This window comes from Methanobrevibacter sp., assembly GCF_051877095.1.
Lineage (GTDB): Archaea > Methanobacteriota > Methanobacteria > Methanobacteriales > Methanobacteriaceae > Methanocatella.
In genome coordinates this window covers 16,435-39,081 of sequence record NZ_JBJEIO010000001.1, presented here as the reverse complement: position 1 = coordinate 39,081, position 22,647 = coordinate 16,435, and the positions used below count along the sequence as shown (strand labels likewise).

General features: G+C 28.7%; 22 protein-coding genes, 1 tRNA gene and 1 other RNA gene. 16 read left to right on the top strand and 8 right to left on the bottom strand.

Translation table 11 applies throughout. The features are described from left to right. Positions 1–34 precede the first annotated feature (34 nt). The 4 genes from ACI389_RS00170 to ACI389_RS00155 all read left to right on the top strand — a co-directional run bounded on the left by ACI389_RS00170 (position 35) and on the right by ACI389_RS00155 (position 1,913). Entirely contained in the window at positions 35–937 is a 903-nt protein-coding gene (locus ACI389_RS00170) for a 2-phosphoglycerate kinase (protein ID WP_439779544.1), read from the top strand. Next, positions 924–1,313: a CBS domain-containing protein gene (locus ACI389_RS00165; RefSeq protein WP_439779543.1), complete on the top strand. Its 390-nt coding sequence runs from the start codon at positions 924–926 to the stop codon at positions 1,311–1,313. The genes ACI389_RS00170 and ACI389_RS00165 overlap by 14 nt, the downstream gene beginning before the upstream one ends. Positions 1,314–1,444: 131 nt before the next feature. Continuing rightward, an RNA gene (ffs, locus tag ACI389_RS00160) (signal recognition particle sRNA) lies at positions 1,445–1,760 on the top strand. A gap of 69 nt (positions 1,761–1,829) precedes the next feature. Beyond that, positions 1,830–1,913 (top strand) — tRNA-Ser (locus ACI389_RS00155). 6 nt (positions 1,914–1,919) lie between these two features. Here ACI389_RS00155 and ACI389_RS00150 read toward each other — a convergent pair. From ACI389_RS00150 to ACI389_RS00140, 3 genes are read right to left on the bottom strand one after another with little or no spacing between them, the layout of a single operon-like run. Next, a complete protein-coding gene (locus ACI389_RS00150) occupies positions 1,920–2,828 on the bottom strand; it encodes a cation diffusion facilitator family transporter (protein WP_439779542.1) in 909 nt (302 codons plus the stop codon). Further along, a complete protein-coding gene (locus tag ACI389_RS00145) occupies positions 2,821–3,942 on the bottom strand; it encodes a pyridoxal phosphate-dependent aminotransferase (RefSeq protein ID WP_439779541.1) in 1,122 nt (373 codons plus the stop codon). The genes ACI389_RS00150 and ACI389_RS00145 overlap by 8 nt, the downstream gene beginning before the upstream one ends. 60 nt (positions 3,943–4,002) lie before the next feature. Next, positions 4,003–5,553 (bottom strand): radical SAM protein, encoded by a 1,551-nt coding sequence (locus tag ACI389_RS00140; protein WP_439779540.1) that lies wholly within the window; start codon positions 5,551–5,553, stop codon positions 4,003–4,005. Between the two features lie 507 nt (positions 5,554–6,060). Here ACI389_RS00140 and ACI389_RS00135 point away from each other — a divergent pair. The 4 genes from ACI389_RS00135 to fwdF all read left to right on the top strand — a co-directional run bounded on the left by ACI389_RS00135 (position 6,061) and on the right by fwdF (position 10,798). Next, positions 6,061–8,940: an Ig-like domain repeat protein gene (locus ACI389_RS00135; protein ID WP_439779539.1), complete on the top strand. Its 2,880-nt coding sequence runs from the start codon at positions 6,061–6,063 to the stop codon at positions 8,938–8,940. A gap of 104 nt (positions 8,941–9,044) precedes the next feature. Further along, a complete protein-coding gene (locus tag ACI389_RS00130; RefSeq protein WP_439779538.1) occupies positions 9,045–9,503 on the top strand; it encodes a phosphopantetheine adenylyltransferase in 459 nt (152 codons plus the stop codon). An 87-nt stretch (positions 9,504–9,590) separates the two neighbouring features. Further along, on the top strand, positions 9,591–9,782 hold the full coding sequence (locus tag ACI389_RS00125) for a ferredoxin (RefSeq protein ID WP_432644923.1): 192 nt from the start codon (positions 9,591–9,593) through the stop codon (positions 9,780–9,782). Between the two features lie 8 nt (positions 9,783–9,790). Continuing rightward, positions 9,791–10,798, top strand: a complete 1,008-nt coding sequence (fwdF, locus tag ACI389_RS00120) for a tungsten-dependent formylmethanofuran dehydrogenase subunit FwdF (RefSeq protein WP_439779537.1) — start codon at positions 9,791–9,793, stop codon at positions 10,796–10,798. 17 nt (positions 10,799–10,815) lie between these two features. Here the strand turns inward: fwdF and ACI389_RS00115 are convergent, their stop codons facing one another. Next, complete coding sequence (locus tag ACI389_RS00115) at positions 10,816–11,031, bottom strand: class III signal peptide-containing protein (protein ID WP_439779536.1); 216 nt, start codon at positions 11,029–11,031, stop codon at positions 10,816–10,818. Further along, positions 10,991–11,197 carry a class III signal peptide-containing protein gene (locus tag ACI389_RS00110; protein ID WP_439779535.1) on the bottom strand — a complete coding sequence of 69 codons (207 nt, stop codon included), beginning with the start codon at positions 11,195–11,197 and terminating at the stop codon, positions 10,991–10,993. The genes ACI389_RS00115 and ACI389_RS00110 overlap by 41 nt, the downstream gene beginning before the upstream one ends. Positions 11,198–11,391: 194 nt before the next feature. Here ACI389_RS00110 and ACI389_RS00105 point away from each other — a divergent pair, with 194 nt between their 5' ends. Both ACI389_RS00105 and ACI389_RS00100 read left to right on the top strand, forming a co-directional pair. Beyond that, on the top strand, positions 11,392–12,540 hold the full coding sequence (locus ACI389_RS00105) for a hypothetical protein (RefSeq protein WP_439779534.1): 1,149 nt from the start codon (positions 11,392–11,394) through the stop codon (positions 12,538–12,540). Further along, the gene (locus ACI389_RS00100; RefSeq protein ID WP_439779533.1) at positions 12,540–13,259 is read left to right on the top strand and encodes a metal-dependent hydrolase; all 720 of its coding nucleotides are present in this window, start codon (positions 12,540–12,542) and stop codon (positions 13,257–13,259) included. The genes ACI389_RS00105 and ACI389_RS00100 overlap by 1 nt, the downstream gene beginning before the upstream one ends. Here ACI389_RS00100 and rqcH read toward each other — a convergent pair. Continuing rightward, complete coding sequence (gene rqcH, locus ACI389_RS00095; protein ID WP_439779532.1) at positions 13,256–15,262, bottom strand: ribosome rescue protein RqcH; 2,007 nt, start codon at positions 15,260–15,262, stop codon at positions 13,256–13,258. The two genes, ACI389_RS00100 and rqcH, sit on opposite strands and share 4 nt — an antisense overlap. An 84-nt stretch (positions 15,263–15,346) precedes the next feature. Here rqcH and ACI389_RS00090 point away from each other — a divergent pair, with 84 nt between their 5' ends. Further along, a complete protein-coding gene (locus tag ACI389_RS00090) occupies positions 15,347–15,619 on the top strand; it encodes a hypothetical protein (protein ID WP_294005469.1) in 273 nt (90 codons plus the stop codon). Here the strand turns inward: ACI389_RS00090 and ACI389_RS00085 are convergent. Beyond that, complete coding sequence (locus tag ACI389_RS00085) at positions 15,614–17,431, bottom strand: DUF2070 family protein (RefSeq protein ID WP_439779531.1); 1,818 nt, start codon at positions 17,429–17,431, stop codon at positions 15,614–15,616. The genes ACI389_RS00090 and ACI389_RS00085 overlap by 6 nt on opposite strands. A 544-nt stretch (positions 17,432–17,975) precedes the next feature. Here ACI389_RS00085 and ACI389_RS00080 point away from each other — a divergent pair. The 5 genes from ACI389_RS00080 (at position 17,976) to ACI389_RS00060 (ending at position 19,809) form a co-directional block, all read left to right on the top strand. Then, on the top strand, positions 17,976–18,185 hold the full coding sequence (locus tag ACI389_RS00080; RefSeq protein WP_439779530.1) for a hypothetical protein: 210 nt from the start codon (positions 17,976–17,978) through the stop codon (positions 18,183–18,185). Beyond that, positions 18,185–18,328, top strand: coding sequence for a hypothetical protein (locus ACI389_RS00075; RefSeq protein ID WP_439779529.1), 144 nt, complete (start codon positions 18,185–18,187; stop codon positions 18,326–18,328). The genes ACI389_RS00080 and ACI389_RS00075 overlap by 1 nt, the downstream gene beginning before the upstream one ends. Beyond that, positions 18,310–18,831: a hypothetical protein gene (locus ACI389_RS00070; protein WP_439779528.1), complete on the top strand. Its 522-nt coding sequence runs from the start codon at positions 18,310–18,312 to the stop codon at positions 18,829–18,831. The genes ACI389_RS00075 and ACI389_RS00070 overlap by 19 nt, the downstream gene beginning before the upstream one ends. A gap of 6 nt (positions 18,832–18,837) precedes the next feature. Continuing rightward, entirely contained in the window at positions 18,838–19,071 is a 234-nt protein-coding gene (locus ACI389_RS00065) for a hypothetical protein (protein WP_439779527.1), read from the top strand. Positions 19,072–19,221: 150 nt separating this feature from the next. Then, positions 19,222–19,809 (top strand): hypothetical protein, encoded by a 588-nt coding sequence (locus ACI389_RS00060; protein WP_439779526.1) that lies wholly within the window; start codon positions 19,222–19,224, stop codon positions 19,807–19,809. Between the two features lie 564 nt (positions 19,810–20,373). On the opposite strand, the gene ACI389_RS00055 is transcribed toward ACI389_RS00060, so the two are convergent. After that, entirely contained in the window at positions 20,374–21,771 is a 1,398-nt protein-coding gene (locus ACI389_RS00055; RefSeq protein ID WP_439779525.1) for a B12-binding domain-containing radical SAM protein, read from the bottom strand. Positions 21,772–22,647 lie beyond the last annotated feature (876 nt).

Genomic DNA, 22,647 nt, shown 5'->3' with positions numbered 1-22,647 from the left:
TTAACATTAATCTAATAACTATAATGTGATTTTTATGATTTGGGTTACTAGTTATGTTGATGGTGAAGAATACAGAGAACCTTTTTCTAAGGGCATCATCTCTCGTTCACTCAATATTTCATATATTGGACCTCAAAGAGCATATGAGTTAGCTAGTGAAATAGAGGATGAATTAATCAAAAAGGGGTTAGTTATGATTTCTCGTGATGAATTAGCAGATATTGTATTAGATCACTTGAATAGAGTTAATCCAAAAATTGCAGAAAAATATAAGAATCTGAGATTACTTAGGAACTCTAAAAAACCATTAATTATTCTTATTGGTGGAGCATCGGGAGTAGGTACTTCTTCAATGGCATTTGAATTAGCAAGTAGATTAAGATTGAAGAATATTATAAGTACTGATATGATTCGTGAAGTAATGCGTAAAATTGTTTCTAATGAATTAAGTCCAGTAATTCATAAGTCTAGTTATGATGCTTATAAAAGTATAAAAATTCATTCTGTTAAAATGGATAAAATTATTGAAGGTTTTATTACTCAAGCTGAAGTTGTTAATTTAGGAGTAGAAGCAATTATTGAGAGATCTATTAAAGAAGGTATTAGTATTATTATCGAAGGAGTGCATATTATTCCAGGATTTATTAATGAAGATTTGATGGAAAATAATAATATTATCATGTTTTCATTATCTGTTGATGATGAAGAGTTACATAAGCAACGTTTTTATTTGAGATGTAGTCAGCCTTGGGTAAAACGATCTCTTGAGGATTATATGGATAATTTTGATTCAATTAGGAAAATTCAAGATTTTTTACTTGAACAAGCAGAATTTTATGATTCCCATATAATTAATAATCTTGATATTAATGAAACAATTAATATCATGGTATCTGATATTTTAGAGAAATTTGTAGGTGTTAATGATGTTAAATAAGAAAGTTAGTGAAATAATGACATCTGAGGTATTAAGTATTACTTCGGATGTTGATGTAGTCTTTGCATTTGAAAAGTTAATGGAAAATAAAATTAGTTCTCTTCCAGTTGTTGAGAATGGTGAATTAATTGGAATTATCACAGCAACTGATGTAGGTCATAATTTAATTTTAGATAAATATGAATTAGGTACTAGTGTTAAAGAAATAATGATTTCTCCTGTTGTCACTGTTTCTCCAGATAGTACTATTGAAGAGGCAGTTAAGATAATGAAGGATAATGTTTCTTCAGGAATATTAAATCAGCTTCCTGTTGTTGAAGATGGGAAATTGGTGGGTATTATTTCTGATGGGGATATCATTCAAGAAATATTCTAATTCAATCTATTTATTTTATTTTTTTTAAATTCATCTATTTTTTTGGGCTTTGTTAAAGTAATTTTTTTATTAAATATTTTTTAATTTTCAATTTTTTTACTAACATTTATATAATATTAAAATCATATATTTATATGGCTAGACTGGAGGGTTAGGGGTCCTCTGTAAGCACATACCCCCTTTGGTGCAGTTGAAGTCTAAGAGGCGGCTTTTTAAGAGAATATGAGCCTATTAAAAACAACGCAGAAACCTCGTCCTACAGGATTGGTGGTGATGAAATTTTTACTGGAGGGTAAAAATTAGTCATTTTTGATATGGAAATGGGTCAGGCCCGGAAGGGAGCAGCTTTACTGTTAACATACAATGCTTGTAGAATCCCGGGGCGGAGTTGGATTTTTTAGATCACTTATATTTTTGAGATTAGTCCACTCTTAGACATGCCTTTTTTAATAAAAAATAATTAACTTTATAAATAAGTTTAAACATATAATTTATTATATTTGTTTTGTTATTATTGTCGGGATGGCCCAGCCTGGTACGGCGTCGGACTGCTAATCCGATGGTCTTATGACCACCCGGGTTCAAATCCCGGTCCCGGCGTTTTTATTATTCATCTATTTCTTGGTTATGATTATAATTTAATCCTGAAGGACATGCATGAACAGTTATATATTTTATAGTGGGGATTTTTTTAATAATATTATTTTGAACTTCATGTACAATTTTATGAGATTCGCTTAGAGTCATGTTTCCATCAATCTCAATATGTAATGTTACTGTTGCATAGGAACCTAAATAATCTACTTTTATATCATGTGCGTTGTTAGCATATTCATTACTTTCATTTGCTACTTTCTTAATTTTATTAACAAATTTTTCTGATGGAATTTTCCCCATGATGTTGTCAATGTTTTCTTTACCAATATTATATGCTGTTTTTAAAATTAAAAATCCAATAAATAAACCAATAATTGGATCTAATATCGGGTAACCTAAGTTTGATACAATTATTCCTATTAATATTGCAACTGATGAGAATATATCTGTTCTTTGGTGTTGTCCATCAGCTATGATTGCGGGACTGTTAATCTGTTTACCTAGTTTGATTATGTATTCACTTATAATATAATTAATAAATATTCCAAAAACAGCCATTCCAGCTGCATAAATATCTGGGGAGGTAATTCCTGAAGGATGGAATATTTTTTCAATAGCTCCACTCATAATTTCATAAGCAACCATAGCTAAAAATAACATGATTACTAATCCACTTATTGCTTCGGCACGTCCATGACCAAGCGGGTGTTCTTTATCTGCTGGTTTTTGGCCAATTTTAAACCCAATAAATGCGATTATTGATGTTGCAATATCAGATAAAGTATGCCCTCCTTCTGAGATTAAAGCATAACTTCCAGATATTATTCCTACAATGAGATTAAAAATGGTTAAAATGACATTTGCAATTATTCCTATTGCAGCTGCTTTTTTACCATATTTGTCTCGAAATTCATCCATTTATTACACGCTCTTCTAAAATGTTCATTGCTTTTTCAATGTTTTCATATGAATTTGCATAAGACATACGCACATGGTTATTACCGTTTGATCCAAATGCAATTCCAGGGACAGTTATTACTCCTGCTTCAGCAGCTTTCATGACAAAATTTTTATCTTCAATTTTTGGGAATACATAAAATGCACCATCTACATTCGCAGTTTCATATCCCATTTCATTTAGACGGCTAACAATTAAATCACGTCTTTTTTGGAATTCACTAACCATTTTTTTAACTTCATCTTGTGGACCTTTTAGTGCTTCGTATGCTCCTCTTTGGGCTGTTGTATTGGCACATGCAATGTTATATTGGTGTATTTTAAGCAATTGTTCAGTATAATTCTCGTTAGTAGTAGCTAAATAACCTATTCTAAGACCTGTCATTGCATATGTTTTTGAAAATCCATTTAAGGTAATTACATTATCACTGTATTTTGCAGGTGAATAATTTTTTTTGCCATAAATAATTTTTTCATATATTTCATCAGAGATTATTAAGAAGTTTTTATCCATGGATAAATCTGCAATTGATTTTATATCTTCTTTATTCATTACTGCACCTGTTGGATTTGAGGGTGAATTTAAAATTATTGCTTTTGTTTTATTAGTTATTTTTTCTTGAACATCTTCTGCTTTTAATTTAAATTCATTTTCCATTTTACAGTCAACTGGTGTTACATTTCCTTCAGCTAATTTCACACATGCTTCATAAGAAAGAAAACTTGGATTTGGAACTATTACTTCATCTCCTTTTTCAATAAAAGCCTGTGTACACATGTATAAACCTTCACTAGCTCCTACTGTAACAATAATGTCTTCAGGGTTAGTGTTTATGTCGTTATCTTTTTTAAATTTTTTAGAAATTTCTTCTCTTAATTCAATATATCCTTTATTTGGTGTGTAATGAGTGTCATTTTCATCAATTGATTTTTTCATTGCATTTTTGATATTTTCTGGGACATCAAAATCTGGTTCTCCAATTCCTAAGTTTATTGCATTAGGATTTGTTACTTCAAACATTTTTCTTATTAATGATAATTCAATTGATTTGGTTCTATCTGCCGGATTAATCATAATTTTTACCTCTTTTTTATTAAATATATTATTTATAGTAAATTAATTTTTTTCTAAGAATTATTTTTCGCAAGCTCCACAATTATAGCATGGACTTGTTTCACACCAGGGGGTTTGCTTTAGATTTTTCAATCGTTTGTTTTCTATTTTTAAAAATCTTTTATCTACTCCAACATCAATATTATCCCAAGGTAATTCATCGTTAATATCATATTTTGGTAGTAGTTCTTTCCATTCTTTTAATGTAGGTTGCTTTGTTAAAGATTTTTCAATAATTGCACCAATGTCTCTATTTCCACAAGACAATATATATTGAACTAGTCCTTTTTTAGGACTTTCGCAATTAACATTATATCTTCTCATTTCTTTATTAATATATCTAGTTTTCTTTTTAATATCCTTAAAATCATAAGGTTCCCATTGTAGGGGAGTGTGTGATTTTGGAATAAGTGGATTTATGCTAAATTTTACATTTTTAACACTTTTATGCATGTCTGCAATTTTTTTCATATAATTGCAAAGTTCCTTAATGTCATCCATAGTTTCTCCAGGTATTCCAATTAAGAAATATAACTTAATTTTAAAGTCAAGTTCAATTGCATTTTTTATTACTGTAAAAATCTTTTCTTCTAAGATTTCTTTATTTATCACTTTTCTTAATTTTTCAGTTGATTCTGGTGCAAGAGTAATAGTTTTTAAGCCACTTTTTTTTAAGGATTTTAATGTTTCTTTTGTTACTGACTCAATTCTTAATGAAGGTGTTGAAATTTGGAAACCCTCTTTTTCTAAACCACTAATTAAATTTTCTAGATTATTATAATCTGAAACTGCAGCTCCAATTAATGTAATTTTATTCAATCCAGTATAGTCACGATTTTTAATTGCAATGTCAATTAACTTTTGATAATCGGTTTGCCTAGTAGGTCGATATAAATATCCAGACATACAAAATCTACATCCTCTTGTACATCCTCGTGAAACATTTAACATTATGGAATTATTAAAAACTGTTTGGTAATCTTCATAATCACTTTTACTTACAATAGGTTTTATAATGTGATAAATATCATCCATATTTGGTATAATATTTATTTTTGTTTTGTTGTTATATTTTGGAATATAAACTCCTGGTAAGTCAAGATATTTTTCTAAATTTTTTCCATGTTCTTGATAGGTGTCTATAATCTTGTCAATAATAAATTCACCCTCACCAATTACAAAAAGATCAATGTAATCTGATAATGGCATGGGGTTTGCAGTTACACAGGGTCCACCTGCAATTATTAAAGGATAACTTTTATCTCTATCTTTTCTTTTTAATGGTATTTCAGCATCTTGAAGCATCTTTAATACATTAAAATAATCTTCTTCAAATTGGATAGTAAAGCTTATAATATCAAAATACTTACTATCAGTATTTGATTCTATTGATTTAGTGTTTGGAAAGATTATTCGTTCACACCAAGTATCCTCACGTTCATTAATTTGATTGTATAAAATATTATATCCTAATGAAGACATTGCGGTTTTGTAAATATTTGGATAAGCTAATCCCATGTGAATATCTATGTTTTTGATATTTTTTTGAAAGATATTTTTTTCATATAACATACAATCATCTATTTTTTTATTTTTTGAAGAATTCTCTTTTTATTAGGAAAATTCTTTATTTTTAATTTGACAATTAATGATTGATTAATTTTTTTTAATTAGGACTATAAATCCTTAAAGATAATCAAAATATATTAATTTTTTCTTATTTTTAATATAATGCTCTCCTAAATTTAAATTTTATTTTTCATCTAATTGTTAAAAATTTAAATTAAATTTAAGATATTTAATCTTATATTTCTTCATTTACGTTTATTTATTCTTTTATTTTAAATTTATAGATATTTTTAGTTTATTTTAGTTAATTTACACGATTTAAATGAGTTTTTAAGTTTTTAAAGTTTTAAAAACATTTATATAATATTAAATTATATATGTTTATCTACTCATTATGAAATACTATATAATTTAGTATACTCATTTTTTAGTATAAAATTTTCGTAATGAGAACCAAGAGGTGGAAAAATATCGATAAAAAATAGAGCTTTATTTATATCTATTGTGTTAATGTTCTTTTTATTTTTAGGAGCAGTTAGTGCAACAGAATTAGATAATGCTTCAAATACAGAAGATTCAAATTTAGTGACTGATAATGTGAATTCATTATCTGTTGAAAATAAATTAGAAGTTTCTAACGAGGATTCTATCTCAAAGACTAATTTAGTTAATTCTCATGATGATAATTTGAACAATTATTCTAATAGTGATGTTTTAAGTAGCTATGAGAATAATTCTGGAAATGTTCAGTCTTCTAATTACAGTGAGATAGATGATAATAATGTTACTTATAGTAAGGTTGCACCTGTTTTTAAAGGTGATAAATTATCTGCTAATCCTAAAAAAGTATCTACCAAAATTGATGTAGTTGATACTCATTATTCAAAATCCGCTACATATTTTAAAGTAATTCTGAAGGATGCTAATGGTAATCCTATAAGTAATCAAAAAATTTCTTTTAAAGTTAATGGAGTGACTTACACTGCTATTACCGATAAATATGGTATTGCATCAGTTAAAACTAAGGCTTTGGCTATAGGATCATACACTGCTGCAATCAAATATTCTGGTAATTCTAATTATGCAGATGTATCTCTTTCAAAGAAAGTCAAAGTATTATCATCTGTAAGTGGAAGTGATATTACTAAATATTATGGGCCTGTTGTCCAATATTCAGTAAAATTTTGGAAAAATTATGATGCATTAGCAAATACAAAAGTATCATTTAAAGTTAATGGGATAACCTATACTAAAACTACTGATAAAAATGGAATTGCTAAGTTACCAGTTAATTTAGCACCTGGAAAATATGTTATTACTACAATTAATCCATATTCTGGTGAAAAATTGTCTAATAATTGTATTTCCTTAAAAGATGGTACAACTTTAACTCATGGATCAACCGCTACATATATTGTTCCTAATAAAAAATATTCATTTACTGTAACTTTAAAATCCAAAAATGGTATTTTAATTGAAAATAAGAATATAATATTCAAATATAATAATAAAAAAGTAACAGTTAAGACTAATTCAGAGGGGAAAGCTACTTTGTCTCTTCCTGCTCTTTCTAAAGGTACTTATTCTATTAGTTATTCATTTGCAGGAGATAAATATTATTCAGGATCATCTGAATCTGGAAAGTTATATGTTAAAAATCCTACTACAAAAATTACATCTTCAAAATTGAATATGCAATATAATGATGGATCTAAATTTGCGGTTAAATTAACAAATAATGGTAAAGTTTTAACTAATAAAAACGTAAAATTAACATTTAATGGAAAAACTTATACTGTAAAAACTAATTCAAAAGGTATGGCTTATTTAACTGTTCCTACAGTAAAACCGGGTACTTATACAATTAAATATCAGTATTTAACTCCGAGTTCTTTCGATTATTGTTCTGGATCAAATAAAATTGTTATTTCTAAACAAACTGCTACAGTATCAGCAGGGAATTTAGTAATGAATTATAAAGATGGTTCTGATTATACAGTTGTTGTAAAAGACAAATTCGGTAAAGCTCTTAAAAATGTTAAAGTTAATTTCTTAATCAACGGAAAAACTTATACTCATACTACTGATTCAAAAGGAGTAGCTAAGCAAGCAATTGGATTGAGTATTGGTTATTATTCAGTTAAAACAAGTATTTCCAATAGTTATTATAAACATAGTACTATATCTAAATATATATCAGTTAAAGGAACTAAATTTGTAGGTGAAAATCTTAATATTCCAGTTGGTGAGAAGGTATCTTATTCACTAAAATTATTGGATTACAAGAATAATCCAATTAAGAATACTAAGGTTAGTTTTACTTTAGATGGTAAAAAATACACAGCAACAACTAGTTCATCTGGTATTGCTAAAGTAAATTTAGGTGTTTTATCTAAAGGTACTCACACTATTAAATATTCACATGGATCTTATTCAGGTTCATCTAAAATATCTGTTATTGATGCAGTAACTCTTAGTCAAATTATTAAATCATCTGAAAATGTACAGAACTTTATTCAGAAAAACCATAGATTACCTGCTACAGTTAACATTGGAGGAATTACTTATTCAACTAATCAATATTTGTATTTAGCTTCAAAGGCTATTGTAAATTTAAAATCTAATATTAAATCTGCAATACCTATTAAAAATGTTGGTGGTCCAAGTAGTCCTTCATCAACATATGCTAATGGTAATTTATATGATTATCTTTCTGTTGCAAAAAGTGTAGTGAAAACTGCTGACTCTAAAGGTAGTGTTCCTAATACTGTTAGTTCTAAAGTTGGAACTATTGGTTATAAAAGTTTAGTTTATGCTTTTGCTCGTGTTGTTTCATTTTATGGTGATGATAATAGATTACCCTCATATGTGGAAATAAAATCAATTAGTTCAACTAGTTCAGATAGTGGTTTGAATTCTAAGAATACTATTTCAAACTTAAAAGCTTACTTAGCTGCATCAGCTAATTGTCAAGTTGATAATTCTAAAATTAAAAAAATAGTTGATTCATTGACTAAAGGATTAAAAACTACAAAGGCTAAAGCAACTGCAATTTTCAACTATGTAAGAGATACAATTTCATATGCTTTCTATTATGATACAAAACATGGTGCTGTCGGCACATTAAGTGCTAAGTCTGGAAATTGTGTTGATCATTCCCATTTACTTGTAGCTATGTTTAGAACTGCAAATATTGAAGCTAGATATGTTCATGGATCATGTACATTTACTAGTGGAAGTACTTATGGGCATGTTTGGACTCAAGTATTAATTAATGGTGTTTGGACAGTTGCGGATGCAACAAGTTCTAGAAACTCGTTAGGAAAAATAGCTAATTGGAATACTAAGTCTTATAGACTTAATGGATACTATTCTAGTCTCCCATTCTAATTAACTTTTTTTTATTTTTTTTTTAAAATTTCTTTTTTTGTATTACTATTATTTTTATAATAGTTTTAATAAATAGTTATTTAGCAAACTATTAGGACAATATTATGAAATCTAAGAAATATAGTAAAGTGGCTGTTGGTGGAACTTTTGATAAATTTCATGATGGGCACAAAAAATTATTATTGACTGCTTTTGAATTAGGTAACCATGTGGAGATTGGCGTTACTTCTGATGCTTTTGGTGGATTAAAAGGAGATATTGATTCTTGTAAAGTGAGAATGAATAATCTTAAGGCTTTTTTTTCCGATAAATCAGATTTTGTTGTAATTCCGTTAAATGATCCATATGGGACTACAATATATGATGATGATTTTGAAGCTATTATTGTTAGTGAGGAGACTGAGCCTACTGCAGTTGAAATTAATGAAATTAGAGTTTCTAAAGGTATGAAGCCTCTCGATATTGTCATAGTAAGTTTTGTGCTAGCTTATGATGGAATTCCCATATCTTCCACACGAATTAGGCGGGGGGAGATTAATCAAGAGGGAAATGTTGTTGAATAATCCAGAAAATATCGATATGTTTATTAATACAATTCGATAAATAATTAATTACATAAATTATTTTATGTATATTTTTGAGGTGATTATATGGCAGTAAAAATTGATTCTGATTTATGTGGACATATTCAAGATTGTCCTGTACAAGGATTGTGTATTAAGCTTTGTGAGCAAGGTGCAATCATAGAAAAAGATGGTGATGTATGTATTGTCCCTGAAAATTGTGATGATTGTGATCTTTGTATTCAAAACTGTCCAAATCAAGCTATATCTAAAGCATGAGTGATAAAATGTTTAATATAGAAAGAAATGGTGAGGAACACCGTAATTTATCATATAAGGATGATTATTGTGTTGGTTGTGGAATTTGTGCAGATGTTTGTCCAACTTCTTCTTTAAGATTAGGGCCTGTAGTTCCAGTGGCTCGTGGATTAATTGAAATGGATTTAGTTTCTGTTAAAGAAGATTCATGTGTGTTCTGTGGATTATGTTCAGTTGCTTGTCCGTTTGATGCATTACATTTGTTTATTGATGGTGAGGATATTAAGAACTTTGATTCTTATCCTGACTGGAATAAGGGAACTATTGTTGATGATGAGGAATGTATATACTGTGGTAAATGTCACAATGCATGTCCTAGTGATGCAATAATTTTTGAAAGGAACCTCCCAAGTCCTACAGATTTAGTTAGAGGGGAAATTGATATAAATAAGGATGATTGTATATATTGTTCTTTTTGTGCAGATATGTGTCCTGTTGAGGCAATTACAATCAAAAATCTTCCGTCTTCTGATGGTAAATTAAATAGTTCTATTGAAGTAGATACTTCTAAATGTATTTTCTGTGGGGTTTGTAAAAGAGTTTGCCCTGAAAATGCTATTAAGCAAATTTGTTCTACTTGTATGTTAAGAGATGAAATTAAAGTTCCAGAAATTACTGGAAACGTAATTATTTTGGATAATTCATGTGTATATTGCTCATGGTGTTCTGAAGTTTGTCCAGTTGATGCAATTGATATAACTAAACCATTTGATGGTAAATTAAAATTGGTTGAAAGTGAAGAAAAAATCTGTAAAGGTGATTCTTGTCATGCTTGTATGGATGTTTGTCCATGTAATGCAGTTTCAATTGTTGATGGAAAATCTGTAACTGATTTATCTTTCTGTAATTTATGTGGGGCTTGTGTAAAAGCATGTCCACAGAATATTAGAATTTTAACAAGAACTAATTTGAATTTAGAAAATGTCCATTCTGAATCTTGGAATGAAATCTTAAATTCAACTTTAGTTGGAAAATAGAGAGGTTTACTCTCTATTTATATTTTATTTATTAGAAAATCTCTTTCTGTTTTTAACAAATTTTGAATATTTGTTTGTGTTTTTTCAGTTATATTGGATATATAACTTCCTACAAGGAGTACAATAACAATTAAACCACCTGTGATTAATAGTAATTCTGCACTCCCTTGTCCTCTGTTGTCAATTTTTTTTCTAAACATGGGTCCGGTTGTCGAGTATGGTGTTTCTAACATCGAGTATATCATCTTTAGCTTTTAAGCTGACATCACTTGTTTCCATATATGATCTATATATTGTCAGTGCAAGTAGTGCGATTACAAGTACGCCTCCAAAAAGCAATATATATTCTGCTGCACCTTGTCCAGAATTTTCTTTGATGAGTTGTTTTATATTTTTCATGTTTTTTCACCAGTATTAAATTAGATTTTTTACTATATTAATATTACTATATTATAAAAAAGTAATACTTATTTCTTTTTTTAGTCGTTTTCTATTTATTTTCGTGTTTTTTTCCATTAGATTTATAAATAGTTATTTAGATATTATAATAATAGTTAAAAATAGAGTGATTAAAAATTTATAAGGGTGAAAACGTGGGAAATACACTAAAATTAGTTTCAGGTTTTATTTTATTAGTGATTGGTGTTCTTTTGGCTTACGAGACAACGGTCTATAATTTATTAGATATTTTATTAATTATTGGTATACTTATTGCAATCATTGGAGCATTTATAATTGTCAACTCTTTTGTCGAATCTAATGCTAATAAGACAGTAAATAATATTAAAGAGTTTTTAGAGTCTGGAGAAAGGAATTCAGGTTCTAAGAAGAAAAGTTCCACTAATGAAGGACCTTTAAAAATTCGTCAAGATTATAATGATTTTGATGATGGGGAATATGAAGATTTAGTTATTGAAGATTATATTGATTCTACTCCTAGAGATTATTATAATGGTTCTTTTAAAGATAATTCTAATGAAGTATTAAAAGTAGTTCCAAGGGAAGAAAAAGAATTGGATTTGGGTGATAAATTAGTTTTTACTCCAAATTATGAAAGGCCATTAAAAGTTACTAGGGCTCCTAAAAAACGTCAATCTGATTATTTCGAACAAGAAACACCTTCATTTATTGCTGAGAATGATAAATCTGCTGAAATTGAACGTGCTTTAGAAGAACCAACTCCAATTGAAAAAGAAGATACTGTTCCTGCATTTTCCCGCGAAGTTAATCCACCTAGAGATATTAAAATTGATATTAATGACCCTGAAAGTTTACCTATACCAAAATCACTTAATAGTCATATACTCTATGATGATCATGTAATAACATCACAGGAAGCTTTTGATCAATTAGCAGTTCATGTTAATAAAGAAATCATGTTGGAAATTCCTTCTTTAAGAGTATTGTCTGATAGATTCTTATCTCATGTTCCTACAAGCTATTCAAGAGTAATCATTGATGAATTTGATACATCTGATTTATCTTACATGTTCTTAATTTCATCTCTTTTAAAACAAGGTGTTCATATTAAGACTGTTCCTAAAGTTCATACAACTAATTTAATCGCTGATGATTCTTATGCTATGATTATTTCTGAAGGTCAAAGAGATATGGAATATGGTGCAATATATGACGATAGAAGTTCTATTTCAAATATTCGTGCTAGTTTTGAAAAAACTTGGAATATTGCATCTAATTTAGATGAAAATATTATTATAGGTTCTAATGGGGTGTCTAATTAATGGAAATAAGATGGTTAGGTCATTCAGCCTTTGAAATAATTAGTGATGATAATGTTAGGATTTTAATAGATCCGTTTATTAGTAATAATCCTGCTTGTCAAGTTCCTGTAGAAGAATTAAATCCGGATATTATTTTGCTCACTCATGGGCATTCTGATCATTTTGGTGATGCTTTAGAAATTTCAAATACTACTAATGCACCTATTGCATGTATTCATGAAATTTCACTTTTCTTAGCTAAACAAGGAATTAGAAACATTAGTGTTAATATTGGTGGTTCTTTCATATATAGAAATATTAAATTCACCATGCTTGAGGCTAAACATTCTTCTGATATTGATATTGTTGAGGAAACAGTTCCTGGTGGAACTGCTGCAAGCTTTTTAATAACCTTTGAAGATGGTACTAAAATATATCATTGTGGTGATACTGGATTATTTGGTGATATGAAAGATATTATAGGTTCAATATATAAACCTGATGTGGTAATGGCGCCTATTGGTGATAAATTTACTATGGGTCCTTTTGAAGCAGCATTAGCTTCTATGTGGATGAATCCGAAAGTGGTTATTCCAATGCATTATAATACATTTCCACCAATAGAACAAGATCCAGCAATTTTTGCTAATTTTGTAAGTCAATTTAATCCTAATATTGATGTTGTGGTTATGAATCCTAATGAATATTTTGAATATGATCCTGAAGATTATCAGGATTAATTTTTCTCATATTTTTTTCTCAGATGATATTCTTCATCGATATCGCATTTTCCAGATGGTAATACTCGTATAATATCGTCAAGTGTTAATAAGTCATCTTCATTAATTTTATTTAATATTTTTTTAGCTATTGCTTCTTTTTTTGTAAATCCTGGTTTTAATACAACATAATTATCACAGTGTGCTTCAAGTGATTCAACTGGACCTGCCATTATTCTTTTACCTTCATAATCAACAATTCCAATAGCTAACTTTACCCTTGCACCTCTGATATAATTACGATGGCCTCTTATTACAAATGATCCTTTTGGTAAAAATTCTCCTGCTTCTGGTGTTTTTGTAACTTGGTCTGGATGAACCCAATATACGTCTTGTGTTGTGAATCCCATTGACCAAGCAGATGAAAATGATGCTGCAAACTCTCCAGATTCTTTAATGGTATTTTCATTTAATTCATTGCCATTTAATTTTATTGCAGTTGAACTTGCACCATGTATATCTGCATGTAGATAAATATCATTTGGTTCTAAATATTTTTTAACAACCATTTCATTACTGTTAGCATCACGTCCACCAATGACTAATATATTATCAGAGCTAATAAACCATCTAAGCTTTTCATACCATTTCAAATTCTTTTTAACTCTTTTTTTAGGTACTGCAACACGCTCCATTGCAATATCCTTTTTAGACTTGATGTCTTCAAGTTGTTTTTTAGTATTTTCAATAGCTATTAGAGCACCTTTTGTTTTTCTTTTTGCTTTTTTAGCTTTTTCATAGTATATTTCAGCATTTTCTGGAATTGTTAATTTAGGATTTATATTTAATGTTGTATCAGCAATATTTAATATTAAAACACCCATTTTATCAATTGATTCATAAATTTGAGCTTCCGCCATTCCATCTTTTTTAGCTTTTTTAAGTGTTTTGCCAATTTCCTTGAATGAGTAGTTGTTACTCCATGCAGTGTTTACAACATTTATGATATTTTCAATTGTGGAGTAATTAGAATAGATTACTTCTCCTTTATGTTGACTTTCTTCGATAGTTTTTGTAAAATTATCAAGTGTTTCTTGCTGTAAATTTAATCTTTTTTCAAACTTCCTTACTTTTTTATTCCATGCTGCCTCTTTTACATTTTTTATACTACTATTTACTTTTTTAGAATAAAATTCATCACAAGCTTCATTGAAAGTATTATATGAAGTTTTTTCAAAATCAGCATATTTAACAAGATTTAATGGAACAACATCTTCTTTTGAATCTTTTTTCACAATTTGTGGTTTAATTAATCCGTTTTTAAGATTATCAAATAATTCCTTGAGACTCCTATGGATTTCTTTAACTTGAGTATCACTTAATTGTGATGTTGGTGTATTTTTATCTATATCAATGATATTATTAGCTCTTTGAATAATTTCCTCAGCATATAAGCTTCCAAGTCCATTCATTGCAAGTGTTCTTACAACATCACTTTCAGTATTTTCAAATAATTCCTTTAATTCTTCTTCAGTAACTGTGATAGGATTCATTCCTCGCTCTTCGGGGAATTTGTATTCTTTTTTAGAACTAATATCTCTTGCACTTAATTGCTTTCTTTTTAATGGTTGGATAATATTATTTTCATCATCTAAAAGAATTATATTTCCTTTATCAAATAATTCAACAATTATTGTGTAATATTTATCCTTTTTAACTTTAATTTCAATTACACGATCAAAATTATGTTGTTTAATGCTTTCAACATGTGCTCCTTTAATTCTTTTTCTTAAAAGCATTGGAAATGACGGTGGTGTAGTTGGATTTTCAAGAGGATATTGGCTAGTGTGTATTCTAGAACCGCATTGCATTACTAAATCGATTCTACCAGTTCCAGGAACATGGAATCTCATTACTACAATATCACTTGTAGGTTGGAATGATTTATCTACTCTAGCACCACTTAATAAATTATTTAATTCATCACTTATTGTATAAATGTCTACATTGGACATAGATTTCATTATTAACACCTTTTTTATCAATACCTTAATATATTATAACTCACTAAAATTATATTAATATATTTAATTTAACGGAGGATATCAATGGACACAACTATTAAAATCACAAGTATTCATGTTGTCGCAGCTTTATTTGCTTCTCTTATTTCTGCCGCTTTATCATTAGGTTGGTTCGGATTTAAGAATGATGTTTTTGCATTCTTCATTGCACTAATCGTATTGTATTTCATTGGCCAAGCTTGTCAAAAAATGGCTGGTGATGAGATTTCAGGATTTTCCCAATGGTTATGGGATGGAATCGCACCATTCTATTTTGTATGGGTTATAGCATATACTCTTTTTACAGTTTATTTATAAACCACCAAAGAATATCCATATAAATGCGATTAATAATGCTGTAATCAATAATACTGGAGCTATAATTTTACTCACGGCAACTACTGAACTAATTGTTGAAATTAATTCAGTTGAATTTTTTGGTCCGAATGTGTTAAGATTTTTAATTTTTTCAGTTCCAGTTCCAACTTCTACTTTTTCTAAATCTTTTATTGCTTCTTTTATACTTATTCTAACATACTCTATGATTTCTGGTCTTTTTGAAATTCCAACAGGATTATATCCTCTTGAAAGTGTATTTACTGTATGTGTATCAGTTGTCATTACTTCGATTTCATCTATTTCTAAATCACTAACTGCATCAATGATTTCTTGTCTGAATCCCATTTCCATATTATTTGAGTCAAAAAGCACATATGCTGTTCTTTGATTATCAACTTCAATAATCATTGTTTTTATACCACTATCTCCGACACCTTCATGTTTATCTAGTGTTTCCATTTTATCTTCATAGCAGCCTACTTTTACTTCGTGTTTTTCTTGATTTGGATCGATTGTATCAATAACCTCAATTATTTGGAAAACTTCTGAATTTCCAGGTAAAATTTCTCCACTTTCAGGAGTAAATGAATTATGACAATCTACAATTATGGAATCTTTAACATTACAATGGCTTCTACTTTGAGTCATCATTGTTAATCCCACACCAAATTCAATATCATCAACTGCATCTGGAGCAAAAGTTGATAAAATAACCATACCCTCATTAAATAATTGAACACCAATTTTCGCTTTTTGAGAAGTATACCTCACAAATTTACTTGCATTTGGGGCGTATTCTACTTTTTCTAATCCTTCTTTCACGGATTTTTCAATTTTATCAATTTCAGATACTGCAATTGGATTAAAATCATGTGTAGATGGTCCATGAGCAACCATTGTAAAATGATCAAATTTGTTTGCTAAAATAGTCGGCATATTTGAACCTCCAAGATCTCCTAAAGGTCCTGGATGAACAGAAGGTGATATGAATAATGCTTTTATCCCATTTTCAGTTTTAAAACTAACAAAGGTAACAATGGTATCAATAGCTTCACTCATATTTTCAAATAATCCTTCAAGAGAATTTGATCCTTCATTCATATGAGCAATAAATAGACTTAATAAATCTAAAACACCTATTCCTAAATTTTTCTTAAATGGAGATGCAATAACCTTAATAAATGCATATATCGCCATAACAAATATTATTGCTGCAATTATTGCTTTTATAGTGATCTGTAAAATGATAGGACCTAAAAAGCTTGTATCAACGAATAAAAATGTGATTAAAGTGTACATTGCAAGTATGAGTAATGGCTGGATTAAACCAGTAACTGCAGCGGTCATGAACCTAACCTTAGATGTAGCCCAGAACACTAATGTGTTAAATCCATAGATTAAAACACAACCAAATAACATTGAGTTTAAAAAGAGGTTTACTTGTAATATCTGAGAGATTACGCCTGTGATAATTATAATTATTCCAAGTATGGTCATTGAAAGAGCAGATAAAAACATTGAATGTTTGATTTTTAAGTTAATTCCATGAACAACACTAATTGTTTGTTGATTCAATGCCCCACTCATGATGGATGAAATCCCAAATACAATTAAGCCAAATAGTCCTCCTGCAATAATATTTTCTAAAATACCCATTGAATTTAAATCTATTAGATAATATGTACTTCCAATGATAAAACTGATAATGAGCATTCCCATTATTGAGAACTTAGCTTTTGGTAAGGTTTTAATATATTTAGATAATCCTGCAACACTACTCATACTTGACATATTTGTTTACCCGACACTTTTTGTATAAAATGCTCATATAAAAATTGGTCAAAACGAATATATTAAATTTGTCAAATGTGAGTAAGTTTCCACCAATCAAGTAGAGCATATGATGATTTAATATATAATGTTTTGGTAATGAGACTATATTAAAGTAAGTATTGATTGCAGATTGTCAGACAAATAACGTTTAATATTTTTGGAATGTGATTTTCTTCTGACTTACATCAATTTCAAATTTATCATTAACTGTAAAAACATTCTTTCCATTAGTGAAGTGAACTTCATAATCTTCAGGTACATTTTCAATAATTTCTTTTAAAACTTTGATTACTAGAACTGCCAGGAATAAGAATATCCTTGGATTTAATACTTAAATCCCTCTTCCTAAGATATCCCAAACTTATTCCAAATTTATTCCAAGTGAAAATGTTTATAGGAAAAATAAATGTCAGTTAACTGATTACAAAGAGTATTTACTTATTTCTTATTTGATAATAAAATAGTCACACCTTTATATAAAAAGATTAATAATCTTATATATATGAATGATGACGAGCGTTTTCAAGAAATAAAAGAAAAAGAAATTACTCGGCTAACAACTCCTATATCTTATCCAAAAATTGGTAACTTTTCATTGAGGGTGGTAGGAGCTAAAGACTGTGAAGGAAACCCTGTTCCTATGATTAGGGGCTTTCGTAATAGATTTGTTTTAGAGCCTAAACCGGAATACTTTCCGATGATGAAATTTTAATGTATGCTCCTGAATCAAAAGAATCTTCTAGAATTAGGTTAAAAAGAGGTATTGGAACTCAATCAGATAAAACAACTGTAAATGGAGATTTAATTAATGTGCTTTGGTGTAGCAGTTTTTTTTATTGTTTTTTGATATTTTAGCTTTAATTATTGATAATTTAATTGGAATATTGTTCTTTTTATTAATCATACTCAGTATAGTTGGATCTTATATTTATGTTATGTATATTAAAAATTATGCTGATCCAAGATATCAACAAACTATTGAAAAAGAAGAAAAGCATATCAATGAAGAAAAATTATCCAATGATGATGAACTATTCTTATTGTTTGAAAGTAAAGAAAAAATAGCTAGGGAAATGATTGAGAAAAAATTCCCTGCACCACAATTAACTAATTCTAAATTTAATGATGTTTTAGATAATTGCAGAGATATTGTTGAATCTCAAATTGAAGTATTAAATATTTTAACTCCAACTGAAAAAACTAAACATGAAATAGATTCTAGGAAGAAATTAATTAAACAATTAATTAGTAAAATTGATGATTTAACTAATGAATTAATATTATCTGAAGAAACTAATATTGAAGATGTAATTGAGGATATGGATAATTTGATTAATTCTGTTAAAGAATATAACTAAGGTGATATGATGGAAAAATATTGTACTTCTTGTGGTAGAGTATTAGGGGATGTAGATTTTCCACGTTGTCCTTATTGTGGAGAACAATTAAGTGAAAGGGAAGGTAAACAACCAATTCCTGATAGAGTAAGACATGAAGTTTTCAAAAGAGATGGATATCGATGTAGAGAATGTGGAGCTAGTAGAGATGAAGGTGCCACTTTAGAGATTGATCATATTGTTCCCGTAGCAAATGGGTGAACAAATGATATTGATAATTTACAAACTTTATGTAAAAATGTAATAGAGGAAAATATACTGATGAATGAATTGGTGGAGAAACAGATTTAAAAATTGCTGAAAATGAATATAATCAATTATTAGAATTAAAACAAGAATATGGGTAGATAAATGTCAGATAAAATAATGTGTCCTAACTGTCATAAGATGAATGATGTTCATAAATTCTGTGTTTACTGCGGCAAAAAGTTGCCTGTTGATGATGATATGATTAAACAGATGAATGACAATTGCGAACCATATTGCCTTAACTGTGGAAGAGCATATAAAAAGGGTCAGATTAAATGCAAATGCAGGTATCTATTCAGAGATATAAAATGTCATGAATGCAATGCAAAAAACTCGTATGCAAACAGATTCTGCACTTCCTGTGGCAAAAAGCTTTGGACTTCATATGTATTTGACTACAAATATCCCCAACGCACTTTTGAGGGGCGTTTTTTTAAGGTAGTGTTGCCTAATGCGTTACGCAATACGTCCATGAATAAACGTCATAATAAGGGTGTCGCAGTCAATTCCAAGTCAGATATTATCACTATGGATGATGATGTATATAGTCTCAAATTAAAGAATTTTAAAATAGATGAGAATCTATCTGAAATAGGTTCAAGATGGAAAATTGCCTCTCCCAACCGTTGCATTAATTGTTTTGGAATAATAAAACCTGATGATTTATTATGCAAGAAAACCTGTATTTAATAATCTAAACATCATGTTAGACAGAAACTTTTCTTCAGTTGTATCATCCAATGTAGCATCAGGATATACTCCTCTAACATCAGTCATGTTCTAATTTTCACGATTGATTTTTGAGTTTTGCCTGTAGATTTTTTTTGCTGCATGTTAACTCAGAGATAAACCTCTTTCCAAGACTTGCTTAACATCATCAAAGGATACCACAAAAAAAGTGTGAACGGCTGGAAAAGAATCCGTATTTCTGAACCCTTTCCTTTTGTGGAATAGACTGCAGGAATCTCCATGCATCTTTTTGTGTGCTATTCCATGTCAATGTTGAAGTGTCATTTTCATCAGTGAAATATAATACATAATTATAAATCTAATTCAATAAGTCTTTATTGTTTTTTTCGTATCATTGTCATGCACCATTAATGTTAATATTATATTTACAGAAAAGTGAGAACTCATTTGAAAAGTAAAAATAAAATATAAGTGGAATATTCAATTCCACTTTTTAATTTAGGAAAGTCAAAGGTCTTCATCGATATGCTGCATGATGAAATTAAACTTTACATTAAGTTCATGTTATTTTCCAGAGTTCTTATCATTATTCTTAGTTAATGCTGTTTTAATTACACCAAATATTGTTTTAATGAAATACGCTCCATCTTGTCTAAATTGACTTAAAAGATAATGTGGTCTTAAATAAAATTTTATAAATGCTTTAGTCTGCATTTTCCTCAGATCCTTTAAAGAACAGTCTGCGGTCTCTAAAATTGGGCTAATTAATGTGTATTTAGACCAATCTTTTACTTTAATTAAATTTTTCTCAAAGGATTCTTTATAAAATCTTGTTCCAGGATATGGTGTAGATAAACTGTAAATAGCATAATTCGGTTTAAGTTTATGGACAAATTTAATTGTTTTATTCATAATCTTTTTAGTGTCACCAGGCATGCCTAAGGCAACAGAAGCTATTGTTCTAATTCCTAATTTTCTTGACATTTTAAATGCATTTTCAATTTTTGGAACTGTAATTCCTTTATCCATTGAATCAAGCTGGTTTTGATCTACAGATTCTACACCCATAAAGACAGTAATACATCCAGATTCCTTCATGTTTTTAAGTACTTCTTCATCTAAAGTATCAACACGAGCAGTACAGCCCCACATAATCTCATAATCTTTCTGCTTAAGTTTATCACAAAATTCCATTAATCTTGATTTTTTTAATGTGAATGTATCATCCATGAATGCAATAGTATCAATATCATATTTTTCACGTAAAAAATCAATTTCAGCTAAAATATTATCAACACTACGTTGTCTCATTTTTCTACCATGCATTGCAGCAGAAGAACAGAAGGAGCATTTCATAGGACATCCTCTTGTTGTAATCATAGTTGCCATGTGAGTATCCATGTCTAAAAGTTTATATTTGTCCATAGGCATTAAATCGAAAGCAGGGAATGGAAGAGCATCTAAATCATAAATCAAATCAGCATCTGGATTTAAAACAATGTTGTCATCTTCTTTAAAGACAATTCCTCTAACTTCCCTTAAATTGCCATTATTTCCAATAGTTTCAACTAAATCCCTAAGAACATATTCTCCTTCGCCACGAATAACAATATCAACAAAGTCATTTTTCAATGTTTCTTCAAAATCAAAAGTTGGATGATATCCTCCCATTACAATAATTGAATTAGGAAGCACTTCTTTCGCTGTTTTAGCTGTTTCTAAAGCTTTATTTATTGTTGGTGTAAGTGCAGATATTGAAATGATGTCAGGACTTCTATTTTTGATTTCTTCTGAAAATTCCTTAAAATCCATATCCTCTGCAGAAGCATCAAGAATATTAACATCAATTCCATTATCTCGCAAAACTGCTGCTATATAACCAATACCTAAAGGTGGTGCAATAACACCCATGAATTTATATTTAGATGCAGTTTGTGGTGGATTAACTAAAGTCACTTTCATAATAAAACATCCATAATTATAATATGTTAATTTTTGATTTCAAAATATAAATATGTTAAATTTTAGTTTTTACATAAACTCAAACTCATCTGTCTATGATTGTTATGTTCCTGTTTACAAGCTAATTTTTGTTTTAAATGTTATATTCAAAACATTTTAAAAAAGGGCGAATAATTAGATGTTTTTTTTTTTAAGTTGGTAAATGATTAGTGAAAAGTTATATATGGCTTGCGCACAACAAGTGGTTTTATTATGAATTTTGAAAATATGAAATTTTCTCAATTAGGTACAAGGTCAATGAGTGGTAATGATTTTGAACTGAAAAATGATTATCTAAAAGCCATGACTATTGTAAATATTGATACCAAGATGGGGAGTTTATCAGCGAAGTTAATATGTATGAATGATAGATTTTTGTGTTCTAAAAATCGCAGAAGCTATTGGAATGAGTAACGAAGACAAGAAATATCTGAAGAAATGTTTCCAAAAACACTAGATGAAATAATTATCTACTTTTCTTTTTATATAATACTTAATTCTAGTTTTAATCATATGCTTTAGTGATATTCAACAACAGAAGTAAGATTATTTAGATGTTGAAATTACTTGCTTATTGAAATTGATAATGCATGGTTAAAATTACTAGCTAAACAGTCACATGAAAAACAAGAAGAAAATCCACCAATACATATAAAATAAATATTTTTTTTAGTACTGTTATTATAATAAAATTTTAGAAAATATAAATTGTGGGATTATTTGAAAATATAACTATTAAAATTATGAATTAACCTATTTAATAGTTTCTTGAATATTTCTCTTTCATTTTCTGTGAAATTATAAACTAAATCCTTTTCCAAGTCTTTTTTAAAACTA

What these genes read in the sequence shown, in the direction of transcription:
- ACI389_RS00170 (WP_439779544.1), top strand. Translation starts at nt 35, where the DNA reads ATGATTTGGGTTACTAGTTATGTTGATGGTGAAGAATACAGAGAACCT.
- ACI389_RS00165 (WP_439779543.1), top strand. Translation starts at nt 924, where the DNA reads ATGATGTTAAATAAGAAAGTTAGTGAAATAATGACATCTGAGGTATTA.
- ACI389_RS00150 (WP_439779542.1), bottom strand. Translation starts at nt 2,828, where the DNA reads ATGGATGAATTTCGAGACAAATATGGTAAAAAAGCAGCTGCAATAGGA.
- ACI389_RS00145 (WP_439779541.1), bottom strand. Translation starts at nt 3,942, where the DNA reads ATGATTAATCCGGCAGATAGAACCAAATCAATTGAATTATCATTAATA.
- ACI389_RS00140 (WP_439779540.1), bottom strand. Translation starts at nt 5,553, where the DNA reads ATGTTATATGAAAAAAATATCTTTCAAAAAAATATCAAAAACATAGAT.
- ACI389_RS00135 (WP_439779539.1), top strand. Translation starts at nt 6,061, where the DNA reads ATGTTCTTTTTATTTTTAGGAGCAGTTAGTGCAACAGAATTAGATAAT.
- ACI389_RS00130 (WP_439779538.1), top strand. Translation starts at nt 9,045, where the DNA reads ATGAAATCTAAGAAATATAGTAAAGTGGCTGTTGGTGGAACTTTTGAT.
- ACI389_RS00125 (WP_432644923.1), top strand. Translation starts at nt 9,591, where the DNA reads ATGGCAGTAAAAATTGATTCTGATTTATGTGGACATATTCAAGATTGT.
- fwdF (WP_439779537.1), top strand. Translation starts at nt 9,791, where the DNA reads ATGTTTAATATAGAAAGAAATGGTGAGGAACACCGTAATTTATCATAT.
- ACI389_RS00115 (WP_439779536.1), bottom strand. Translation starts at nt 11,031, where the DNA reads ATGTTAGAAACACCATACTCGACAACCGGACCCATGTTTAGAAAAAAA.
- ACI389_RS00110 (WP_439779535.1), bottom strand. Translation starts at nt 11,197, where the DNA reads ATGAAAAATATAAAACAACTCATCAAAGAAAATTCTGGACAAGGTGCA.
- ACI389_RS00100 (WP_439779533.1), top strand. Translation starts at nt 12,540, where the DNA reads ATGGAAATAAGATGGTTAGGTCATTCAGCCTTTGAAATAATTAGTGAT.
- rqcH (WP_439779532.1), bottom strand. Translation starts at nt 15,262, where the DNA reads ATGAAATCTATGTCCAATGTAGACATTTATACAATAAGTGATGAATTA.
- ACI389_RS00090 (WP_294005469.1), top strand. Translation starts at nt 15,347, where the DNA reads ATGGACACAACTATTAAAATCACAAGTATTCATGTTGTCGCAGCTTTA.
- ACI389_RS00085 (WP_439779531.1), bottom strand. Translation starts at nt 17,431, where the DNA reads ATGTCAAGTATGAGTAGTGTTGCAGGATTATCTAAATATATTAAAACC.
- ACI389_RS00080 (WP_439779530.1), top strand. Translation starts at nt 17,976, where the DNA reads ATGAATGATGACGAGCGTTTTCAAGAAATAAAAGAAAAAGAAATTACT.
- ACI389_RS00075 (WP_439779529.1), top strand. Translation starts at nt 18,185, where the DNA reads ATGTATGCTCCTGAATCAAAAGAATCTTCTAGAATTAGGTTAAAAAGA.
- ACI389_RS00065 (WP_439779527.1), top strand. Translation starts at nt 18,838, where the DNA reads ATGATGGAAAAATATTGTACTTCTTGTGGTAGAGTATTAGGGGATGTA.
- ACI389_RS00060 (WP_439779526.1), top strand. Translation starts at nt 19,222, where the DNA reads ATGTCAGATAAAATAATGTGTCCTAACTGTCATAAGATGAATGATGTT.
- ACI389_RS00055 (WP_439779525.1), bottom strand. Translation starts at nt 21,771, where the DNA reads ATGAAAGTGACTTTAGTTAATCCACCACAAACTGCATCTAAATATAAA.